Annotated in this window: 18 protein-coding genes; 11 read left to right on the forward strand and 7 right to left on the reverse strand. The window is 72.6% G+C overall.

The annotated features are described in order from the left end of the window. Positions 1–38: 38 nt before the first annotated feature. Complete coding sequence (locus ACMCNO_RS20555; RefSeq protein WP_412751076.1) at positions 39–1,553, reverse strand: CehA/McbA family metallohydrolase; 1,515 nt, start codon at positions 1,551–1,553, stop codon at positions 39–41. 68 nt (positions 1,554–1,621) lie between these two features. Then, positions 1,622–2,410 carry a LuxR C-terminal-related transcriptional regulator gene (locus tag ACMCNO_RS20560; RefSeq protein ID WP_412751077.1) on the reverse strand — a complete coding sequence of 263 codons (789 nt, stop codon included), beginning with the start codon at positions 2,408–2,410 and terminating at the stop codon, positions 1,622–1,624. Positions 2,411–2,847: 437 nt separating this feature from the next. On the opposite strand from ACMCNO_RS20560, the gene ACMCNO_RS20565 reads away from it, so the two are divergent. Beyond that, complete coding sequence (locus ACMCNO_RS20565; protein WP_412751078.1) at positions 2,848–3,144, forward strand: helix-turn-helix domain-containing protein; 297 nt, start codon at positions 2,848–2,850, stop codon at positions 3,142–3,144. 222 nt (positions 3,145–3,366) lie between these two features. Then, positions 3,367–4,011, forward strand: a complete 645-nt coding sequence (locus ACMCNO_RS20570; protein WP_412751079.1) for a lamin tail domain-containing protein — start codon at positions 3,367–3,369, stop codon at positions 4,009–4,011. A gap of 94 nt (positions 4,012–4,105) precedes the next feature. Here the strand turns inward: ACMCNO_RS20570 and ACMCNO_RS20575 are convergent, their stop codons facing one another. After that, positions 4,106–7,990 carry a S8 family serine peptidase gene (locus ACMCNO_RS20575; protein WP_412751080.1) on the reverse strand — a complete coding sequence of 1,295 codons (3,885 nt, stop codon included), beginning with the start codon at positions 7,988–7,990 and terminating at the stop codon, positions 4,106–4,108. Between the two features lie 224 nt (positions 7,991–8,214). Between ACMCNO_RS20575 and ACMCNO_RS20580 the strand changes: the two genes are divergently transcribed. Then, complete coding sequence (locus ACMCNO_RS20580) at positions 8,215–9,198, forward strand: TrmB family transcriptional regulator (protein ID WP_412751081.1); 984 nt, start codon at positions 8,215–8,217, stop codon at positions 9,196–9,198. A 66-nt stretch (positions 9,199–9,264) separates the two neighbouring features. On the opposite strand, the gene ACMCNO_RS20585 is transcribed toward ACMCNO_RS20580, so the two are convergent. Both ACMCNO_RS20585 and ACMCNO_RS20590 read right to left on the reverse strand, forming a co-directional pair. Continuing rightward, positions 9,265–9,996: an HD domain-containing protein gene (locus ACMCNO_RS20585; RefSeq protein WP_412751082.1), complete on the reverse strand. Its 732-nt coding sequence runs from the start codon at positions 9,994–9,996 to the stop codon at positions 9,265–9,267. A gap of 58 nt (positions 9,997–10,054) precedes the next feature. Next, the gene (locus ACMCNO_RS20590; protein WP_412751083.1) at positions 10,055–10,702 is read right to left on the reverse strand and encodes an HNH endonuclease family protein; all 648 of its coding nucleotides are present in this window, start codon (positions 10,700–10,702) and stop codon (positions 10,055–10,057) included. A 378-nt stretch (positions 10,703–11,080) separates the two neighbouring features. Here ACMCNO_RS20590 and ACMCNO_RS20595 point away from each other — a divergent pair, with 378 nt between their 5' ends. The 5 genes from ACMCNO_RS20595 to ACMCNO_RS20615 are packed head-to-tail and all read left to right on the forward strand — an operon-like array spanning position 11,081 to position 14,797. Next, on the forward strand, positions 11,081–12,148 hold the full coding sequence (locus ACMCNO_RS20595) for an endoglucanase (RefSeq protein WP_412751084.1): 1,068 nt from the start codon (positions 11,081–11,083) through the stop codon (positions 12,146–12,148). Between the two features lie 38 nt (positions 12,149–12,186). Continuing rightward, on the forward strand, positions 12,187–13,191 hold the full coding sequence (locus ACMCNO_RS20600) for an alkaline phosphatase family protein (protein ID WP_412751085.1): 1,005 nt from the start codon (positions 12,187–12,189) through the stop codon (positions 13,189–13,191). A 60-nt stretch (positions 13,192–13,251) separates the two neighbouring features. After that, complete coding sequence (locus ACMCNO_RS20605; RefSeq protein ID WP_412751086.1) at positions 13,252–13,914, forward strand: hypothetical protein; 663 nt, start codon at positions 13,252–13,254, stop codon at positions 13,912–13,914. After that, on the forward strand, positions 13,893–14,063 hold the full coding sequence (locus tag ACMCNO_RS20610) for a hypothetical protein (protein ID WP_412751087.1): 171 nt from the start codon (positions 13,893–13,895) through the stop codon (positions 14,061–14,063). Before ACMCNO_RS20605 ends, ACMCNO_RS20610 begins: the two co-directional genes overlap by 22 nt. Further along, entirely contained in the window at positions 14,060–14,797 is a 738-nt protein-coding gene (locus ACMCNO_RS20615; RefSeq protein WP_412751088.1) for a hypothetical protein, read from the forward strand. The genes ACMCNO_RS20610 and ACMCNO_RS20615 overlap by 4 nt, the downstream gene beginning before the upstream one ends. 66 nt (positions 14,798–14,863) lie before the next feature. Here ACMCNO_RS20615 and ACMCNO_RS20620 read toward each other — a convergent pair whose 3' ends face one another. Beyond that, positions 14,864–15,940 carry a glycoside hydrolase family 26 protein gene (locus ACMCNO_RS20620; protein ID WP_412751089.1) on the reverse strand — a complete coding sequence of 359 codons (1,077 nt, stop codon included), beginning with the start codon at positions 15,938–15,940 and terminating at the stop codon, positions 14,864–14,866. 340 nt (positions 15,941–16,280) lie between these two features. On the opposite strand from ACMCNO_RS20620, the gene ACMCNO_RS20625 reads away from it, so the two are divergent. Continuing rightward, positions 16,281–17,201, forward strand: a complete 921-nt coding sequence (locus ACMCNO_RS20625; protein WP_412751090.1) for a carbonic anhydrase family protein — start codon at positions 16,281–16,283, stop codon at positions 17,199–17,201. Positions 17,202–17,207: 6 nt separating this feature from the next. Here the strand turns inward: ACMCNO_RS20625 and ACMCNO_RS20630 are convergent, their stop codons facing one another. After that, positions 17,208–17,912 (reverse strand): STAS domain-containing protein, encoded by a 705-nt coding sequence (locus ACMCNO_RS20630; RefSeq protein WP_412751091.1) that lies wholly within the window; start codon positions 17,910–17,912, stop codon positions 17,208–17,210. A 262-nt stretch (positions 17,913–18,174) separates the two neighbouring features. Here ACMCNO_RS20630 and ACMCNO_RS20635 point away from each other — a divergent pair, with 262 nt between their 5' ends. Then, entirely contained in the window at positions 18,175–19,188 is a 1,014-nt protein-coding gene (locus tag ACMCNO_RS20635; protein WP_412751092.1) for a helix-turn-helix transcriptional regulator, read from the forward strand. A 17-nt stretch (positions 19,189–19,205) separates the two neighbouring features. Next, positions 19,206–20,189 carry a helix-turn-helix transcriptional regulator gene (locus tag ACMCNO_RS20640; protein ID WP_412751093.1) on the forward strand — a complete coding sequence of 328 codons (984 nt, stop codon included), beginning with the start codon at positions 19,206–19,208 and terminating at the stop codon, positions 20,187–20,189. Positions 20,190–20,196 lie beyond the last annotated feature (7 nt).

Genomic DNA, 20,196 nt, shown 5'->3' on the forward strand with positions numbered 1-20,196 from the left:
CGATTTTACCGGCGAATGCATTGATCGCAATAAATTGATCACTCGAGCCAGACGGGATTGCTGAGGGCGGCCATGGTGGTCAGCGTGGTCGACGTGGGCTGCGGACGGCGCACCTCGACCCGGACGAATCCGGCGCGGGCCCCGCGGCCGTGCCAGGTGAGCGTGCCGGTGCCGGATCCGCCGATGAGTCCGGCGGCAACCTGGCCGTGCCGGGTGTGCAGGGTGACCGTGGCGCCCGGGACTCCACTCACGACGGCCGTCACCTCGACGGTGCCGGCGCCGACGGCCAGCGTCTGACCCGGCCCGGCCACCCGGCCCGCGGCGACGGCCCGCAGATCGAGTGTGACCTCGGCCGACTCGGCCAGGTACGAGCGACCCGACCGCACGGCGGCCAGGATCGCGGGCCGCGACAGCTCCGGCGCGTACACCACGGTGTGCGGCAGCCCCACGACATCGCCGGGGCCGTGTGCGTCGCTGTTGCCGACCGCGGCCACCCGGCGCCCCTGCCGCAGCAGGCCGTCCCACACGCGCACGGCGGTGGCGTCGTCCACCGTCCACGGCCCGCTCCAGACCTCGAGGCCGTCGACGTGGTCGTACCCGAACTCCCACAGCGCGCCCGGCCCCGGGGTAAGGGGATGCGCGGCGACCACGACGCCGCCGCCCGCGCGGACGGCGTCGGCGTATTGCGCGAACAGTGCCTGATCGGGCGCGTAGCGCCAGTCCACCCAGCGGTCGACGGGCAGGCCGAGGGCGAGCCAGTGGCCGTGCCGGGTGGTGACCTCCTCGCCACCGATGATCAGCAGGTCGTCGGTGGCGTACTGCCCCCAGATCTGGTTCGCCGCACGCGTGTTGTGCTCGGTGGAGGCGAAGAAGTCCAGGCCGCGGGCGCGCGCGTCGGCGGCCAGCCGCTCCGGGGTGCGCTGACCGTCGGAGTGGACGGTGTGCAGGTGCATGTCGCCGCGATACCAGGCCGGGCCCCGGCCGGTGGCGCGCGCCGGGGCCGGTGAGGGCCGGAATGCCGGACCGGCCGGACCGGACTCGAGGGTGACGTCGACCGTCCAGTCCATGCCCCGCGGGTCGTACACGATCGGACCGAGCGCCACCGCCCAGGTGCCGGGATCGAGGGGACCGGCCAGGTAGCCCGGTGTGGCGTCGGCGGCCGCTACGGTGAAGGAGTCGCGGGCGCCACCGGACCATCCCCGGAAGCCTGCCTCGGCACCGGGACCCCATCCGGCCGCGCCGAAGAGCCCGATGTCCAGGACGTTCTCCAGCAGGCCCGGGACGAGCACGAAGGGGTGGAACCACCGGCTGACCGAGATGCGGCTCACCCCGGGCGGAACCTCGAACGGGACGTACGCCCACTGGTCGAATCCCGCCGGGGAGTGACCGGCGTACCGGGTGGTCGTCAGGCGGCCGCCGGGCGAGCCGCGGTCCGCGCGGGCCGTCCGCGCGGGCACGGCTGGGAGCAGGGCACCGACCGTGATCGCCGCGCCGAGGCGCAACACCTGGCGGCGCGGGGCGGTCGGTCGAGGTGTTTCGCGGTCCGTGGACATGGGCGGGATCCGATCCGCGTGCGTCTACATTGACGGATCTCGATGGTAATTCTCCGCCCGCCCGGCCTCTACCCCTGGAAGGCTCCGGTGCGGACCGACGGCTGCAACAGCCGGGCCGCCTTCGCCTTGTTGACCGCGTCGATGCGGGAGACCGCCCCCAGCTTCGTGTAGACGTTGGTGAGGTGGCGCTTGACCGTCCCCTCGACGATGCACAGGCGGGTGGCGATCTGCGCGTTGCTCAGCGCCTGGGCGGCGAGCTCCAGTACCTGCAGCTCGCGGCGGCTCAAGGGGTTGCTGGCCGGCACCGCCAGCCGCGCCGCGTTGCGCTGCGACACCACCAGCACGCTGTTGGCCTCCTGGCAGACGGAACGGATGACGCCGACCAGCTCCTGACGACTGGCGGAGCGGACCAGTACGGCGTGAGCGCCCGCGGCCAGCACGTCCTGCAGCAGGCGCAGGTCGTCGTCCATGGCCAGCACGACGACGCGGGTACGCGGCGAGATCCGCTGGATCTGCCGCACCGTCGCACACACCGGCCGGTCGGGCATCCTGACGTCCAGCAGGATGACCCGCGGCCGCCGGGCGGCCACCGACTGGACGGCGGTCACGCTGTTTCCGGCCTGGCCGACGACCCGGAAGTCGGGCTCCGCCGTGACCAGCTCCACCAGCCCCTCGCGCAGCAGGGTGTGGTCGCCCGCCACCAGGATGTCGATCGGCCCGACGGCCGGGGTGTGCACCGGGCGTGCCGCCGGTGATCGGGGGGGCCGCCTGGTCACGCCCCGGGTGCGGCTCGGCCCCGGCGCGACGAACGGGCCCTGCCCGTTCCTGTCGAGCCCGTTCCTGTCGAGCTTGTGCATGGCACCTCGTACTCCCACGGATGCGCCTTCCCCGGCGCGCATGATCCGGTTGTGGCAGCCGCGCTGGGCAGCCTCTGGCTCGACGGCCACGCCGCGGCTCGGCACATGCCTGACTTCGTCGATTCTGCCGACATCCGGGCATGATTGTCCACATAGACCGGGTGCGATTGACGTCTTTTCACATGAGCCGTCGACTGTCGAAATCGCCGTCGACCGGCTCCGGTGATTGCGCCCACGGCCCTTCCGAGTCCGATGGTGCACTACCACGAAAGGTGTAGTTAGACGCACTCCCTTGGTGCCACCCCGGACCCGTGACCACAGTCGACGGCCTGCTCATTGCGGCGCGGGCAATGCCGCGTCCCAGCGGCCCCGGCACCGTCGATGTTGACTACGAACGGCCCCACCGGCCGTACCCGTCCGAGCGAAGGAGGACTTCCGTGACTCGATATGCCGAACCGCCCATCGGGCGGCTGATCCGGCGGCACCGGTTACGCCGCGCCATGACCCAGGTGGCCCTGGCGGATGCGCTGGCAGCGGCGTCCGGTAACCGTTCCGTCAGCCGCGACCAGGTCAGCCGCTGGGAGGGCGGGGGCCGCGTGCCCGGGCCCTACTGGCGTGGCTGGCTCGGTGTGGTGCTGGGTCTGCCCCGGTACGAATTGGACCGCGTGGCCGCCGAGGCACGGGCGGTGCGCCTGCTGTCGAACGCAGGCGCGCTGGCTGGTCGCGGCTATTGATGACCAGCCCCGACGGTCGTTACGGAAAACCGCACAACGCCAAATCGACATTGTTAGATGACAATATCGTCAGGATAGCGGCGCGGCGCGGCGAAAACGCGGAGGGTGGCCAGAAAACGGACTCTTTCTCAGCGCCGTACCCGAGGACAGGATCTGTTTTCGAAGGCCGGACCCGCAACCACCGGCGGGTCACCGGACAGGCCTCGACTTCAGGAGGAACCAGTGTCTCTCATCACCCGGCGTCTCGCCGCTCTCGGCACACTCCCGCTGGCCGTGGGTGCCGCCATGGCGCTGACCGTGGCGCCCGCCAGCGCGGCGCCCCTCGTGCCCCCCGCGCCGACGTCCAACATGGTGATCAGCCAGGTCTCCACGCAGGGTCCGGGCGGGGTCACCGACGAGTTCGTCGAGCTGCGCAACATCGGTGAGCAGTCGATGGACATCTCCAACTTCACCATCTGGAACTGCAACAACTCCGGCCTGCACACCCTGCTGGCCACGATCCCCGCTGGCACCATCCTGAGCGGCAGCGAGGAGCAGCAGCCCGAGACCGGCCAGTACTACCTGCTGGCGGCGCAGGGCTACGAGCGGCTGACGCCGCCGGACCTGACCTACAACGGCAACATCGCGCGGACCGGCGGGGTGCTCATGCGCGGCGCGCCCACCGACGAGAACGCCCTGGGCGCCCGGATCGACTCGGTCGGCTTCTCGGCCAACAACATCTGCACCGAGACGGCGCCCGCGCCCGCGCAGAACAACACGTTCGCCGACCAGTCCGTCCTGCGCGTGGCCGACCGCGACACCAACAACAACGCGTTCGACTTCCGCAAGGTGGCGCCCGCCATGCCGCGCAACAGCAGCTCTTCCTGATTGTCCGATGCCGAGCGGCCCGCACCATGCCTCAGCTGAGCCGCCCGATGGGTACGGCCCGGTGGGAATCCCACCGGGCCGTACCGGCACGTCGTCACCGGCCGGAGCCTACGAGGGCGTACGCACCCCGCACCGTCTGCTCGAGCCGGTTGCCGGCGCTGTCCCACGCCTGCGCCTTGAGCCACATGCCGTCGGGGCCGGTCGTGGCGGGATTGCGTACGCCGATCTGGTACCGGCCCGGCGCCAGCTCCCGGACCGTGGCCGGTCGCCAGGTCTGCCCGGCGTCCGCGGACGACCACAGCCACAGCCCGGCCGGTGCGCCACCGTTCTCCGCGCCCTGCGGCTGCCGGGCCAGCACCTCGAACGTGAACTCCTGCCCGGCCGGGGCCCGGTTGCCCGGGTCCAGCCCCAGCTGGTAGGTCAGCTGGATCAGCGGCTGGTGGGCGCACCCACCCGCGACCGTGCCGGGGCAGGGCAGCGACGGCGACCGCGGCGGCACCGAGCGGAACGTCCACTGCGACGTGGTGTGCGCGACCGGCCGCACACCCGGGCCGGACGGCGTCGGCCCGTCGACCTCCAGCCGGTAGCCGGCGGGCTCGGACGGCATCCGGAACGTCGGCATCGGCAGGCCGGCGGTCTCCTGTGGGGGAATCTCGACGCCGTCGCGGAAGAGCTGGACCCGGCTGCGGTAGTCCGGCCACGACTGGATGGTGTGCGTGCCGGCCGAGTCGCTCAGGTGCCAGGCCGGGATGAACAGGGCGCCGTCGGGCCCGCCGCGGCACAGGCCGCAGCCCTCGCCGCCACCGGCCGGCTCCCCTTCCAGGACCGGGCCCTGGTACCAGCGCTCCTCGGGCAGTGTGCGGAGGCCGGTGCCGAACACGTCGTGGCTGAGCAGCGAGGTCGTCTGGGCCGGGGCGTTCGGGGGCTGCTCGTTCTGGGTGGTCCAGCGGATCCAGGTCACCGCGGGGTCCGCCGGTCCGACGTACTCCGCGCGGACGGCCGGGGCCGGGAACTGGATGCGTTCGCGGACGGCGTTGAGGCTGCGCGGGCCGAACGCGTACCAGTTCTTCTCGTAGGTCATCGCCCGGTCGGCGTGGTAACGCGTCGGGATCACCACCAGGGCGGCCGGGCTGGCGACGTCGGCACGCCCGGCCGGCACACCCGCCGCGGGATAGAACAGGTTGTAGTTGCTGTCCGGCGATTCGTCGCCGGACAGGTTGATCCGCACCGCCTCGTCCGCCAGCCAAGCCCGCAGGGCCGCGCCTTCGGGGTAGCCGAGGAACAGCTGCGGCACCGGCGTCGCCGCGGGCCGGGCGAGCGGCACGGCGCCGGGACGGTCCACGTACGCCAGGATGCCGGCGGCACCGGCGTCGCCCACCGCCCGGGTGGCCGCCGTGGCCGCCTGCGCGGCGGCGCCCACCGGGTCCGGGGTGCCGTCCGGCGCGGCCACGGCGACCAGGGCGAGCCGGCCGTGCAGGTCGAGCCCGGCCAGGTCAGCGGGCTGCCCGCGACCGGCCCAGACGAGGTCGGCCTGCCGGGTCCCGGCCCAGCGGGCGGGCGTGCGGTAGACGTCGTACCGGGGGTGCAGGTCCGCGGCGGTGGAGCCGGTCTCGGCCCGCACGCGCAGTCCCGCGGTGGCCAGGGTGCGTTTGTCGTAGGTGTCCAGGTTGCCCCGGCCCGCGGCGGGCTGCGGGGTGACGAAGATGCCCAGGTCGGGGTCGGTGCGTACCGCGGCCAGCAGACTGAACTGGGCGGCCGTGGCGGTGCGCACCACCTCGACGGAGCGGGCCAGCTCGTCGGTGGCCTCGGCCGTGGTCACCGTGTGCCGCTGGCCCTTGCGGGCGTCCAGCGCGATCTCGGTGTCGCCGGTGACGGTGACCTCCGGCGAGACCAGCAGATCCGTGCGGCGGCCGGTCAGCTCGGTGGTGGACAGCGACGCCAGCGCGGTGTACACCCCGCCGCGGCGCACCGGTGTCACCCCGGTGCCGTCCTGCACGGCGACCACGAGAGTGGGTGCCGCGAAGGGGTCGTTCGAGGTGGCCGGGTCGAGCCCGGCGTCGATCAGGTAGACGGTGCCGAAGGGGGCGGGACGGCCGTGGTGGTCGGTCATCCGTACGGTCAGCTGCGCGGTCGGTGCGGCGAGGTACACGCCGACCGCCGTGCGCAGGGAGACCTGTCCCCCGGTCGCGGTGACGGCCCCGCCGTACGCGCCAGCGGCAGCGGCCGGATCGATGGTGACCGTGGCGGTGGCCCGGCCACCCGCCGGCACGGTGAGTTCGCTCGTCGAGAGGCGGCCGAGGGTCGGCGCGGGGGTGCCGTTCCAGCCGGTGGCCGTCATCGCCAGGTGCAGGTGCAGTGGCTGGGTGCCGTCGTTGACGTAGCTGATCGGGTAGTCCGCCGAGTCCGGGGTGGGAGCGTCGGCACCGGCCTGCAGTGCGCCGGTGGCGGCGATGTCCTGGCGGGTCGCCCGGGCCACGTCCACCCGTCCCGCCCCGACCGCCGCCCAGCCGCCGTCGACCGGTGCGGCGCTGCTGATCAGGGCGTCCTTGAGCCGGTCGGCCCGCCACCCGGGTCGCCGCTGGGCGAGGATCGCGGCGGCGCCCGCGACGTGCGGGGTGGCCATCGACGTGCCGGACAGCGTCGTGTACGCGTCGCCGACCGGTGCACCGAGGTCCGTGCCGGCGGCGCGGGCCGCCACGATGCCCACGCCCGGCGCGACGATCTCCGGCTTGATCAGCCCGTCGCCCAGTCGTGGGCCCCGGCTGGAGAAGGCGGCCGGGTGGTCGTCGCGGTCCACGGCACCGACCGTCAGCGCGGTACGGGCCGCGCCAGGGGTGTTCACGCTGACCGGGGCGCCGTCGTTGCCGGCGGCCACCACGAACAGGGCGCCGGTGCGCCGGCTCAGCTCGTCGACCGCCGTGCTCAGCGGGTCCGTACCGTCGGTGGGGTCGCCGCCCAGGCTCATGTTGATCACCCGGGCCCCGCCGTCGGCGGCCCACTGCATTCCGGCGATCACCGTGGAGTCCAGCCCGGCCCCGTCGTCGTCGAGCACCCGGCCGTTCATCAGGTCGGCTCCGGGGGCGACGCCGCGGTAGCGGCCCCCGGACGCCGCGCCGCTGCCTGCGATGATGGACGCGACGTGGGTGCCGTGTCCGAGCCCGTCCGCCGTGGTACCGGATCCGGTGAAGTCCTTCGCGCTGGTGATCCTCCCCCGCAGATCCGGGTGGTCGGCGTCGACGCCGCTGTCGAGCACGGCGACCGTGACGCCCTGTCCGTCGTATCCGGCCCGCCACGCCTCGGGCGCGCCGATCTGCGGCACGCTGTGCTCCAAGGTGGCGGTGACCCGGGCGTCGAGCCAGATCCGGCCGACGCCGCCGCGCAGGGCGGGCCGGGCCCGGCTACCCGACGGCTCGATCGCCTTCCAGAATGCGGAGCCGCTGCGGTTCACCCGCAGCGCGGCACCGTCCAGGGCGGGCAGGGTGCGGGTCTGGTGGCTGGCCGGGAGCGCGCCGAGCGGGCCGGGGTGCGGGTGGGTGACGATGACCGGCAGGGTGGCCGACCGGTTGTCGTCCAGCCCCTGCCGGGTGAGACCGCGCACGTTGAACAGTTCCCGGTCGAGCACCCCGGTGCCGATCAGCGGCTCGGCGTCCGAGGGGACGACGTAGAGCGCCGCGCGGCCCGCGGCCGGGCGCGAGATCGTGGCGAAGGTGACGTCCCGGCGGTCGAGAGCTCCTGGTTGGACGGTGACCTGGGCCCGGCCGCCGGGCAGGTCCCGGTAGCGAACCTGGTCTCCGGTGAGCAGAGTGACGGTGTGCGTACCGCCCTCGGTCGCGGGCGACGGCGCCGGTGGACCGGACGTCGCTGGTCCGGCCTGCGCGTCGGTGGGCGGCAATGCGGCACCGACGCAGGCGACCACGGTGGCAACGGTGACCCCGAGGCGCCAGCGGCGGGCGCCGCCGGAACTGTGACTGGAGCTCATCGGACCGTCCTTCCGTCCGGGTGGCGAAAGAACAGCACCACGTCAAGGTGGAACGACGCGGTGCTGGTGGGCTGCCAGGGCGGGGACTATGAACCTGCCACTAACAACTTATGAAAAGAATGAGGTTCGACGATGCGTTGCGGAACGGCTGCGCCCTGGCGAGAACTCGCCGCTGACGGGATGACGCCAGACCGGAGGCCGGATTCCCGGCGACGATGAGCCAGATGTTCTCCGTAGCCGGTCTGGGGCCCGACGACGAGGCCGTGTACGCGGCCCTGATGGACGGTCCCGCGACCGTGCCGGAGCTGTCGCGCAGCACCCGCCTGGCCGAGGAGCTCGTCCGGGTGGCGCTGGACCACCTGGAGGAGGCCGGGCTCGTCGGCCGCGGCGCGGGTCATCCGGAACGGCACACCGCGGCGGCGCCCGACGTGGCGCTGGAGGCCCTGCTGCTGCGCCAGGAGGAGCAGGTGCAGCGCGCCCGCCTGCACGCCCACCAGATGGCCGCCCGGCACCGCCGCGCCCACGCCGGTGACGACCCGGCGTCGCTGGTCGAGGTGGTCACGGGGCGGATGGCGGTCCTGGAACGGTTCGAGCAGGTCCAGCGGGCCGCCCGGCACGAGATCCGGGCCATCGACAAGCCGCCCTACGCGGTGCCGTCGGGCAACCGCAACCCCGTCGAGCTGGACATGCTGGCCCGGGGCGTCCGCTACCGGGTGATCTACGACCCGCGCGGGCTCGTGGAGTTCCACGATCTGCGTACCGACCTGGAGCAGAGCACCGCGCGCGGCGAGGTGGCCCGGGTGCTGGCGGCCACGCCGACCAAGCTGATCCTCGCCGACGACCGGGTGGGCCTGATCCCCTTGCAGGCGGCGCCGTCGTCCATCGAGAGCATCGTCGTGGTGCATCCCTCGGCGCTGCTGGAGGCGCTCGGCGCGCTGTTCGAGTCGCTGTGGGACCGGGCACTGCCGCTCGGGTCGGCACCGGAGGTCACCACCGGGGCCACCGGTCCCACCCGTGACGAGCGGCGGCTGCTGACGCTGCTCACCACCGGGCTGCCGGACGAGGCGATCGCCCGCCAGCTCGGCCTGAGCTACCGCACGTTCCAGCGGCGGCTACGTCGGCTGCTGGTCCGGCTGGACGCCGAAACCCGGTTTCAGGCCGGGGTCCGCGCCGCCCACCTGGGCTGGATCCCGCCCGACGGCCCGTGACCCCGGACGGCCACACCGACGGATACGCCAGGTGGCTGATGTCCTGCCGCCGCCGGTGGCGCAGGCTCACCGTTGATCAGCGAATTCGTCGCGGTCGCCGCAATCCGGATCACCGGTGCGGAGGTGCGAGACATCGGCCGCGGCGCGTATCTCGGAACGGGCGCCGGGTACGGCGTTCGCCGTCACTGGAAACAGGAGCGGGCCCTCGGCTTCCGGGGCGTAGCGCGCCGGGAGCGCCTCCGCGGCCAGCCGATGCTTGACGCGGCGCGCGGCGGCCCGGATCTGGGCGGCGCGCGGGGGATGCACCGCGGCGTTGGGTGAGTCCGGCCCGTGGCGTCGCAGCATGTCGGCGAGGCGTTCGTCGACACTCATGATCCGACCGCCGGGCCCGACGGTCTGGTCGGCGAAGGTCAGCGCGTCGCTGGCCGCGGACCGCTCGCGCGGGAACGCGGCCAGCTCACTGCCCAGGCCTCGCACCTCGGCGACCGTCAGCGCCTCGGAGTGGTGGGCGACCAGGCTCGAGATGCGCGACGGCCAGCCGTGGGCGCGCAGATAGCGGGCCCCGTCGAGCGGGTGGAAGCCGAAGCCCCGCAGCGAGGGAGCGTACCCGACGTCGTGCAGCCACGCCGCGGCCAGCAGATAGTCCACGTCGGCGGGACTGGCCGCGCGCGACACCTTCGCGGCCTGCCGGGCCACGCCGGCGGTGTGCCGCCACCGCTCCGGCAGGTCCGCGAGCAGCAGTCCGGCGACGGTGCGGGCGCTGTGGACAATGCCGGCAGAGTGGTGGAGCGCGGTCATACCGTCACGGTATCCACTGAACTCCGTCAATCTCGTGAACACCTCGTGACATCGGCGGCTACGCGGTGCAGGTGTCGAGCATGCCTCGCAGGGCGCTCTCCTCGGTGGCCTGCACGGTGAGGTCCCAGGAGTACTTCACCGCGATCCACATCTTGGCGTACGTGCACCGGTACGAGTACACGGACGGCTGCCATGTGGAGGGATCCTGGTCCCCTTTGGCCTGGTTGACGTTGTCGGTCACGGCGATCAGCTCCGGGTGGCTGAGGTCGTTGGCGAACGCCTGCCGCCGGCTGGTGCTCCAGGCGTTCGCACCGGAGCGCCACGCCTCGGCCAGCGGGACCAGGTGGTCGATGTCGAGGTCGGCGGCGGCATGCCAGGTGGCGCCGTCGTACGGCGAGTACCAGGAGCCGGAGACCGCGGCGCACGACGCGTCGGTGACCACCGACGTGCCGTCCCGCTTCAGTACGGTCTCGCGGGTGTTGCAGCTGCCACTGATGGTGATCCAGTGCGGGAAGAGGTCGCGAGAGTAGCCACTGGTCGGTCCCTGCGGGGCCACGGTCAGCGCGTCCAGCTCGGCCCGGGCGGTCGAGGTGGAGGGGATCCCCGACGGGGTGGCGTCGGCGGCGCTCGCGGCGCCGACGGTGACCGTGAGCGTCAGGGCGGTGAGGGAGGCGAGGTGGACGACCCAGCGAGGTGTGCGGCTCATGGCCGACTCCCATCGACGGCGAGACAGGCAACAGACCTGTGATGATGTTTCAAATATGACGGCGCCGGGCGTTCGGCACCACCGGTCGGCGATGAAAATCGGGTGACTCCCGGCCGCCGTGCCCGTGTGGACCGTCACCTGCTGGTCAACAACTGGCCATCCGCCGAGGGGCGCAACCGCCCCGGTGGCGGCGTGATCCAGGCGTGCGGATCGCGTCCATGTCGGCGATCGAGCCCTCGCACACGCCACCCGACTGTCGCGGCCAGGGCCGCGAACGGCAGCACGCGCTGGGCGGTCGGGCCGTTGATACGGCATACGGGTCATCGGGCAGCACGTGGAGTGGAGGGCCGGGTCTTGCGGAGATGGGTGGCATGCGCGATGGCGGCCCTGACGGCGACGGCGCTGGGGGCATGTGGCGGGCCCGACCCGTCGCCGGTGCCTCCGCCGCCCAGCGCCACCACGGCGACCAGCACACCGGCGGCACCCCCGCCGACGGCTCGTGCCTGCCGCACCGATGCGCTGCTCGTGCCCGCGTGCGGGGTGTTGTGGGGCGCCTCCGCGGGCGGGTTCAGCGCGGTGCCCCGGGACCGGGCGCTGAAAGCGTGGGAGGCCAGGACCGGCCGTACGGCGACGGTCTTCCACACGTATCACCGGGGTGACGACCTGTTCCCGAGCCCGTCGGAGATCGCCATGACCAGGGATCGGGCCAGACCCCGGGTACTGCTGGTCAACTGGCGGGTGGACGACGGCGTCACCTGGGCGCAGGTGGCCCGCGGCGCGGTCGACGACCGGATCGACCGCTGGGCGCGTCACGTCCGCCGGACGTACCGTCAGCGGTTCTTCCTGGTCGTGCGCCATGAGCCGGAGGCCGACGTCGATCAGGGGGCGGGCTCGGGGATGACCGCCCGGGACTTCGCTCTGATGTACCGGCATGTCATCGAGCGGGTACGCGCCGACGGGGTGCACAACGCGATCACCGTGCTGGCGTACATGGGCAGCGAGAAGTGGCTGGCGCAGCCCTGGTGGCAGGACCTCTATCCGGGTGACGCCGTCGTGGACTGGATCGGCCTGGACTCCTATGTGTCCGCCGAGCCGGGACGCTACCACTACGGCGGGTTCGCCGACCTGCTCGACCGGGCGCCCGTTACGGGCGGGGGCGGGTTCTACGACTGGGCCACCACCCGGCACCCGAACAAGCCGGTCATGGTGGCCGAGTGGGGGGTGTACCACCGGGTCGGCCGGCGGGTCGACAAGGCGCCCGAGTTCGCGAGCGTGCTGCCGGAACTGCGCAGACGGCCCGCGATCAAGGCGATCGTCTACTTCGACACCGACGACGACGCGTTCGGCGACCGCGACATCAGCGTCGACAGTTCCGCGTCCAGCCTGGCCGCATTCCGCAGGCTGGCGACCAGCCCGCTGTTCGACGTGACGCTGAATGACCCGTGACAGCCGCCTCGGGATGCGCCCATCCTCGTTCAGAGAGCATGCGACACGAAGAACGGGCGAAACACCGTGGTCACGGCGGTCGATCGTCGGCAGCGGCCCTGCTGGCGACGCTGGCCCTGACGCTCGCCGGCTGCACCGGGCCGGCCCCGGCACCGCTGCCCACTCCGGCGCCGCCACCGCCGAGCGGCACACCCGGCCAGTACACCAAGGTGCTGCTGATCATGGAGGAGAACCACGAGTACGACGCCATCATCGGCGACGGCGACGCGCCGTACCTCAACGACCTCGCCACCACCTACGGCCTGGCCCGCAACCTCGACGCCGGCTACCCGCCGGAATGCCCGTCACTGGCCGCGTATCTGCTGCTGACCAGCGGCAGCACGCACGACGTCTGCGACGACCGGGCCCCGCGCGCCCACCCGATCGCGGGCGACAACCTGTTCCACCAGGTCGCCGCGAGCGGACGCGAATGGCGTAACTACGCCGAGTCGTCGCCGGGCAAGTGTGTCCTGCAGAACGCGGCCGAGGGCCGCTACCTGGTCCGGCACGTCCCGGCCACCTACTACGTCGACGACCGCGCCGACTGCGCCCGCTGGGTGCTGCCGCTGGGCGACCCGGCCTCGGGTCCGCTGCACGACGATGTCGCCGCGGGCACCCTGCCGGCGTTCGGGCTGGTCAGTCCGGACGCGTGCCACGACATGCACGGTGCCGATTCGTGCCCGCAGGAACGCACCGCCAACGGCGACCGCTGGCTGCGTGACTGGGTCACCCAGATCCTGGCGGGGCCGGACTACCGGGCCGGACGCCTCGCCGTGATCATCACCTGGGATGAGGGCACCAAGACGGACAACCACATCCCCACCCTGGTCATCGCACCGTCCACGCGGCACGTCACGGCGGATCAGCCGTACACGCACTGCTCCACGCTGCGCACCATCCAGGACGTCCTGCGGCTACCGCCGCTGGGTTGCGCCGCCGACGCCGCGACGATGACGAGTGCCTTCCGGCTGAACCGTCCCGGCGCACCGGACGTAGCGCGATGATCACGGAAGGTGGTCGGCCACTCCTATCCTGGGACACGTGTCCCCCGAGCGGAGGTGTGCATGAGGCGTCCGTCCCGTGGCCTGAGCGGTTACCTCAACCCGATCGTCCTCGTCGGAATCGCGCTGTCGGTCGCGCTCGGGCTCACCTTCGACCTGACCGGCGCGGCCAGCGGGCCCGAGTCGGTACTCGCCTGCCTGCTCGGGGTCGTCATCACCCTCATCCTCGACGCCACGGCCCGGGCCGACGAACGCTTCGAGCTGCGCGCGCTCGTCCAGTCGTCCATCCGTACGGAGGTCCGTGAGCTGGCCCGCGTCGTCCGCGAGATCGAGCACCAGCCCGCCCCGGAGATCACCGCCGAACTGCGGCGGCGGGTGCAGGACCTGCGGCTCGGTCTCGCCGACCTGCGCGACGGGCGCATCGTCCGGCCCGGCTCGGACCTGGGAACCCTGCTGTCGGCCACCGACCAGTGCCGGGAGCGCATGGAGGCGGTGACCAATCTGCTGTCACCGGGCACCGGCGGTGTGCGGTGGTGGCACAGCGGGCCCGGCCGCCGGTACTGGGCGGCGAACCTGGCCGCACTGGCCCGCGGCGTGACGATCGCCCGGGTCTTCATCTGCGCGGAGGTCGACGAACACGTGGCGCGCTCATCGCCGAACAGCGGGCGGCGGGCGTCGACGCGCTGCTGGTGTCGCGTACGGACGTGCACCCCGACCTGCAGGTGAACCTCGTACTGTGGGACCGCCGCCGGGCGTGGACGGCCGACATGAACGCTCAGGGCTCGATCGTCAAACACGTGGTGTCCACGGACGAGCGGATGGTCGGCCGGTTGGGCGAGGCGTTCGACAGCTGTCTGGGAAGCGCGCACCGGTGACCCCGCTGGCGGCAGCGGCGGTCGCGCTGCTCGTCTGGGCCGTCGGCCTGATCCGCCCGGTCCGGGCGCGGGCGCTGCTCTACAGCCTGCCGGTGCCGATGTCGCTCGTGCTGGTCGGCGGGCGGGTGCACGTCGACGGCACCCAGGTCATCGGGGTGCTGCTGCTGGTGGCGTTCTTCGCGGTCACCGCGCTGCTGCATCTGCGGCTGGGCTGGCCGGTGCTGCTGGCCGACGTGACGGCGGCGGCCGGTTACGTCGCGGTGGCGTGGGCGCTCCCCGCGCCCCTCCCCCTGGTGCCGTGCGTGATCATCGTGGTCGGGCTGTGGCTGGCGGGGCTGCTGGTGCCGTGGCCGTCCCCGGCGACCCCGGCGGCGCCGCGACCGTCCCGGCCGCGTGCCGCGCTGAAGCTCGCGGCCGTGTGCGCCACGACGTTCGCCGTGGCGGGGCTGGCCGGGCTGCTGGCGGGTCTGGTCGTGACCTTTCCCTTCTCGGGGGTGCTCGTCGCGGTCGAGGTCCGCCGCGATCTGGCGGCCTTCACCCGCCATTTCGCCCGTACGGCGATCGCTCTGGTGGCCTTCGTCTGCGGCTTCGCCGCCGGGCAGGATCACGGTGTGGGCGCCGGGCTGGCGCTCGGCTGGCTGGCGTACGGCGGGTGCGCGGTGGTGCTGCACCGGTCGCGGGACCGGATGAGCCCGGCCCACCCGTCGCTCGCCGCCGGGCTTCACCAGCGCTGAACGAAACGCCGCGAGCCGCCCGGTGGTGTCACCGGGCGGCTCGTGGGGTTGCTGTGTGGTGGTGGGTCAGGCGATCTTCACGTTGAAGATGGGGTTCGCGGCGAGCTTCTGGAACGCGGCGAGGTTCTTCTTGGTGCTGTCGATGCTGATGTCGCGGTTGCCCTCGTCGTCGTGCTTGGTGTCGAAGTACACGATGGCCTTGATCCCGGGCCGCTTGGCCAGTTCCGGCAGCACCGAGTTGTAGCCGGCGCTCTTGTCGGTCGGCTGGCCGATGCGGTGGTACACGCCCCACTCCGCGATCATGATCGGCTTGGAGGGGTGCTGGGTGGTGGCCCAGTCGTACCAGCCCAGACCCTTGCCGCCGGTGGCTTTGCGGTCGAGCAGGTCAGCGAACTTGCCGTAGTGGTAGTAGCCCTTCTCCGCGGACACGTAGGAGTCCAGGCCGATCCAGTCCACCACGTCGTCGCCGGGGTACAGGTCGGACCACCAGGACTGCGCCATCCACTTCTCGTTACCCATGTACGCCATCACGTTGACCGCGTTGTCCACACCCTGCGTGTCGAGACGCTGGATGACATGGCGGTACATGGCCTTGAAGTCCTTGGCCTCCCAGCCGGAGCCCTTCCTGGCGATCACGTCGTTCTCCGGCTCGTGGTTGAGCACCAGGTAGAACTTCTTGTCCGGGTAACTGCTCTTGATCCGCTTGGCGAACGCGTCGATCCGCTTGTCCTGCTCACCCTTGGCGACCTTCGCCCAGGTGGAGCCGTAGGCGACCTTCCAGTTGACCAGCAGCACCCGCGGGTTCGCCGCATCGGAGGTCATCGCGATCTCGGACTTGGTCGGGAAGACCTCGTCACCCTTGTGGTAGGTGTGGAAGATCGACGCGGTCCGGCCGGACAACTTCTCCCACTTCTTCAGCTCCGCGTCGCGGGGCGCGGAGGTGAACCCACCCGCGGCGGCACCCCACAGCACCCCGCAGGAGGGGACGAGCAGGTCATCGGTGACGCAGTTCTGGGTCCCGGCCGCCGGCTTCGCCGACGCGGCGGGTGCGGCCTGCACGCCACCAGCAGCACCGACCACCGCGGTGGTCCCGGCCAGCATCGCACCGAGCAGGGTCACGACCTTGCGAACCTTGCGCCCCAAAACGAATCTCCCCCGGTTGGCCCGGCCCACGTCGGCCGGTCACATGAAGAAGATTCAGGGCCGCCCGGTGCACCCCCGGGTCACGGAAGGTTCCCTAACGGTTGCGACTCATACTTTCGGCCCGGCGAACACTCCGGACCGACGCCAACGCCCAGCCGAACGGTCGGCACTGTGATGCAATGCGGAGGATGACCGTCGATGCGTCACGCCGGGCGGCCGCCCCGGATGGCGTAGATCGGGCGACGGTGGGCCGGGCGCCGCCGCCCGTGCCACAGACTCGGTCCACCGGGTCCGGCCGCCGCAGGTGAGGCGGTCGGCGAACACTCACTTGGGGGCAGCAGTGCACCGACAATCACCCACGCGGTTCGGCCGTGCCGTACTGATCGCCTGGTCCGCGGGCATGTCCGCGCTGGCCCTCGCGGTGCCCGTCCCGCAGGTGGCCGCGGCGGCCGGTGCCGCGGCGCCGGTCACCGCCGCGGCCCGTGCACAGTCCGCCGGCACCCCGGTCTGGAACCACGATCCGGCCAGCTCCGACGGCCCACCGCACTGGTCCACGCTGACCACCGACTGGGCCGCCTGTGGCGGCGCGGACGACCAGTCGCCGGTGGCGCTCGGCCGCGGGCGCCGCGCACCGCTGCCCGCGCTGCGGGTCGAGTACCCGCCCGTGCCGCTCGTGGCCGAGAACACCGGGCACGTGATCGAGGCGCCGCAACCGGCGGACCAGCCCGGCACGCTGCGGTTCGGCGCGGACATCTACCGGCTGGTGCAGTGGCATGTGCACGCCCCCAGCGAGCACGTGCTCCGCGGCCACCGCTACGACCTGGAGGTCCACCTGGTGCACCGCGACAGCCAGGGGCGCACGCTGGTGCTGGCCGTACTCGCCGACACCGCGCGATCGGGCGGCAGCGCCGCCGAACTCCTGCGCCGCACCCTGCGCGCGGCGCCCGTGCAGTCGGGCGAGGAGACCGACACCGGGACCACGGCAAGCGCCATCGCCCTGCTGCCCCGCGACGTCCGGCGCACCGGGTACTCGAGCGCCGTGGCCGGCGAGTACCTCACGTACGGGGGGTCGTTGACCACGCCGCCGTGTACGACCGGGGTGCGCTGGGTCGTCCTGCCCACGGCGATCCACGTCGGAGACCGCACCGTCGCACGCCTGCACGCCCTGGTGGCCCGCTTCCCCGGCTATGCCGGCTACCCGGACAACAACCGCCCGCTCCAGCCGCTCGGCTCCCGTACGGTGCTCCGCCGGGCCGGCTGACCGAGGTCAGCGCGCCGGCGCGGTGCGCAGGCACGCCCAGACCACCTTGCCCCCGTCGACGGGCAGGCAGCCCCACCGGGAGGCGGTCGCGTCGACCAGTAGCAGCCCCAATCCGGTGACGGACGTGTGCAGCGGCGCGCGCACCGGTGCGGGGCGCGCGGCCGACCCGTCGCGCACGCTGATCATCAGGTGGTGCGGACCCACCGCGAACCGGATGTCGGCCATCGTGTGGGCATGGATCACGGCGTTGGTGGCGAGTTCGTCCGCGATCAGGCAGGCCGGGCCGATCAGCGCGGGCAGTTGCCAGCGGGCACACGCCTCGGTGGCCAGCTCGCGGGCGCGCCGGGCGGCACCGGTTACCGGCAGCAGCGTGTCGTGCAGCACGGTCACCCGCCGGGAGGGTCGTGCCGTGAGGGCCTGGTCCGGGGAGGCGAAGACCGGCAGGAGCCGTCGGCAGCCGTGGGTGAGCCGCCGCGCCGTGGCCGCGTCGGGGGTGCAGATCAGCAGTGGTGTGCCCGGCCAGGTCGCGGCCTGCCAGGCCACCGCCCGGAACACCGCCGCCGCTCCCGGGTCGCGCACGGTCAGCGCGCTCACGTCGACCACCAGCGCATCCGGCCGCTCCACCGCGCATTTGAGCAGCTCCGCCCGCACCCGTGGGGCGTTCGCCGTGGACAGCTCGCCGTGCAGGCGCACAAGGAGTCTGGTGCCCATCTGTTCGACCATGCACCCCACGAGCGCCATCCCCACATCGTCGCGCGACTCCGCCACGACACGCCACGCGCGGTGGTTTCGGATTTCGTCCTGCGGTTCGGCCGTTCGCCCCTGGGCGCGGCCGGGGTGGCCGGGACTGTTCGTTCTGGAGGGTGATGGCCTTTCGCAATCTGGCGTCACATGCCACTGTGGGTGGTGTCCGGCGAGGCGGCTGCGGTCCACAGTGATGCCGCCGGGATGACCACGATCCGGTGGAGCAGCGGTGCAGGATCAGGACGTATGTCAGGGCGAACGGTCCGCCCGCGCGGGCGGCGGCCCGGCTTCGCCGCCGCACATCTCCAAGATCTACACCCGCAGTCCGGAAGAGCACCATGCCTGGATCAGCTCCCGCTACCACGACCATGAGCGGCGGGTACGCGCCCACAGCCGGGACTTCGCCTTCTTCGCCGAGTTCGGTGCGCTGGGCGGGCTGGCCATCGTCCGCAGCGCCTACACGGCGGCCAGCGTGGAGGCGTCCTGGCAACCGATGCCGCACATTCTCGCCGTGCACCTGTCGTCGGGCCGGTGCCGGCACCGCTGGCCGGGCGGCGAGGTGTGGGTCGGTGAGCGCGGCACCCTGCTGCTCCCACCGTACGGTTACGACCACTTCAACGACTGCAGCGACGGCAGCGGCGTCACCCTGCCCATGGACGTGGTGTTGCGGGTGGCCGAGGAGGCCACCGGGCTGGACCGCGCGGCCGTCCGGTTCACCGGGCTGCTACCCGTCTCGCCGATGGCGCACCGGCACTGGCTGGCCACCGCCGACTACGTGCGCGGTGGCATCTACAGCCTCGCCCTGAGCCCGCCGTTGCTGCTCAACGCCGCGCAGCAGATGGTCGCGGCGAGCATGCTGGCCACGTTTCCCAACACCACCATGACCACCGATGTGCGCACCCCGCGCGACGCCGCCACTCCGGCGGTGGTGCGCCGGGCGGTGGCGTTCATCGACGCCCGGGCCGAGCATCCGATCACGCTGACCGACATCGCCGCCGCGGCCGGGGTGGTGCCACGCACCCTGCAGTACGCCTTCCGCCGGCACCGCGACACCACCCCCACCGGTTACCTGCGTCAGGTCCGGTTGGCCCGCGCGCACGAACAGCTGCTGGCCGCCGAACCAGGCGACGGCACCACGGTCACCGAGGTCGCGGCCCGCTGGGGCTTCGCCCGGCCGCACCGCTTCGCCACCGCCTACCGCCAGGTGTACGACCGGCCGCCGGGACTGACCCTGCGCTCATGACCCGAGGAGGTGGGAGCGTGCCTCCCGCGGAACCGACCAACGGACGGCCGGAGGGGATCGCGGTGGAGTTCGCCACGACCGACCCCGATCGCGCCCAGTCCTACCTCACCTCCGCGTACGACGCGACGATGACCATCAACGGCGACCGCCGCACGTACCGGTTCCGCCACGTGCGGCTCGGCGGCGGGGGGTTCCATCTCGACACTCTGGAGCACCAGGCGGCCACCGAGTACCGCTGCGGCCCGGTCGCGGCGGTCGTGGTCGGCCGGGTCCACCGCGGGATGCGGACCGATCTCGACCTCGGCGAGCAGTTCGGTCCGGGCGACCTGGGCCTGCACGCTCAAACGGACCGGCCGTACCACGTGCGGCAGGACTGCGTCCTCGAGTCGGTGGTCTCCCTGCCGCCGGAGGCGGTCAGCGACGCCGCCCGCAACCACCCTGAGGGGCCCCTGCCGGAGCTGAGCTTCACCGCCATGCGCCCCATCCATCCGGCGGACACCCGGCGCTGGCTGCACGTCGTCGACTACGTGGCCAGCAACCTGCTGTCCTCTCCCGAGTTCATCACCCATCCGCTGCTGGTCGGGCCGTTCACCCGGCTGCTGGCCGCGACGCTGCTCACCACGTTCCCCAACTCCTGCATTCCGGAGCCGCGCAATCACGACCGCACCGATGCCACCGAGGCCACGCTGTCGCGCGCCACCGCGTACGTCGACGCCAACGCCGACCTCGACATCACCCCCGCCGACATCGCCCGCGCCGCCCGGGTCACCGTCCGCGCCGTCCAGCTCTCCTTCCGCCGCCACCTCGGCACCACCCCCACCGCCTACCTGGGTTCCGTCCGGCTGGACCGCGCACACCAGCAGCTGCGCGACGCCATCCCGGGCGACGGCACCACGGTCACCGAGGTCGCCGCCCGCTGGGGGTACGCCGACCCCGGCCGGTTCACCAGGTGCTACCGCCGCACCTACGGGCGAGCGCCCATCGACACGCTGCGGCGCTGACGGTGGC

Source organism: Krasilnikovia sp. M28-CT-15, assembly GCF_047159595.1.
Taxonomy (GTDB): domain Bacteria; phylum Actinomycetota; class Actinomycetes; order Mycobacteriales; family Micromonosporaceae; genus Actinoplanes.

Excerpts from the sequence above, each read along its gene's own strand:
- ACMCNO_RS20555 (WP_412751076.1), bottom strand. The coding sequence starts at position 1,553 with ATGTCCACGGACCGCGAAACACCTCGACCGACCGCCCCGCGCCGCCAG.
- ACMCNO_RS20560 (WP_412751077.1), bottom strand. The coding sequence starts at position 2,410 with ATGCACAAGCTCGACAGGAACGGGCTCGACAGGAACGGGCAGGGCCCG.
- ACMCNO_RS20575 (WP_412751080.1), bottom strand. The coding sequence starts at position 7,990 with ATGAGCTCCAGTCACAGTTCCGGCGGCGCCCGCCGCTGGCGCCTCGGG.
- ACMCNO_RS20580 (WP_412751081.1), top strand. The coding sequence starts at position 8,215 with ATGTTCTCCGTAGCCGGTCTGGGGCCCGACGACGAGGCCGTGTACGCG.
- ACMCNO_RS20585 (WP_412751082.1), bottom strand. The coding sequence starts at position 9,996 with ATGACCGCGCTCCACCACTCTGCCGGCATTGTCCACAGCGCCCGCACC.
- ACMCNO_RS20590 (WP_412751083.1), bottom strand. The coding sequence starts at position 10,702 with ATGAGCCGCACACCTCGCTGGGTCGTCCACCTCGCCTCCCTCACCGCC.
- ACMCNO_RS20595 (WP_412751084.1), top strand. The coding sequence starts at position 11,081 with ATGGCGGCCCTGACGGCGACGGCGCTGGGGGCATGTGGCGGGCCCGAC.
- ACMCNO_RS20600 (WP_412751085.1), top strand. The coding sequence starts at position 12,187 with ATGCGACACGAAGAACGGGCGAAACACCGTGGTCACGGCGGTCGATCG.
- ACMCNO_RS20605 (WP_412751086.1), top strand. The coding sequence starts at position 13,252 with ATGAGGCGTCCGTCCCGTGGCCTGAGCGGTTACCTCAACCCGATCGTC.
- ACMCNO_RS20630 (WP_412751091.1), bottom strand. The coding sequence starts at position 17,912 with ATGGGCACCAGACTCCTTGTGCGCCTGCACGGCGAGCTGTCCACGGCG.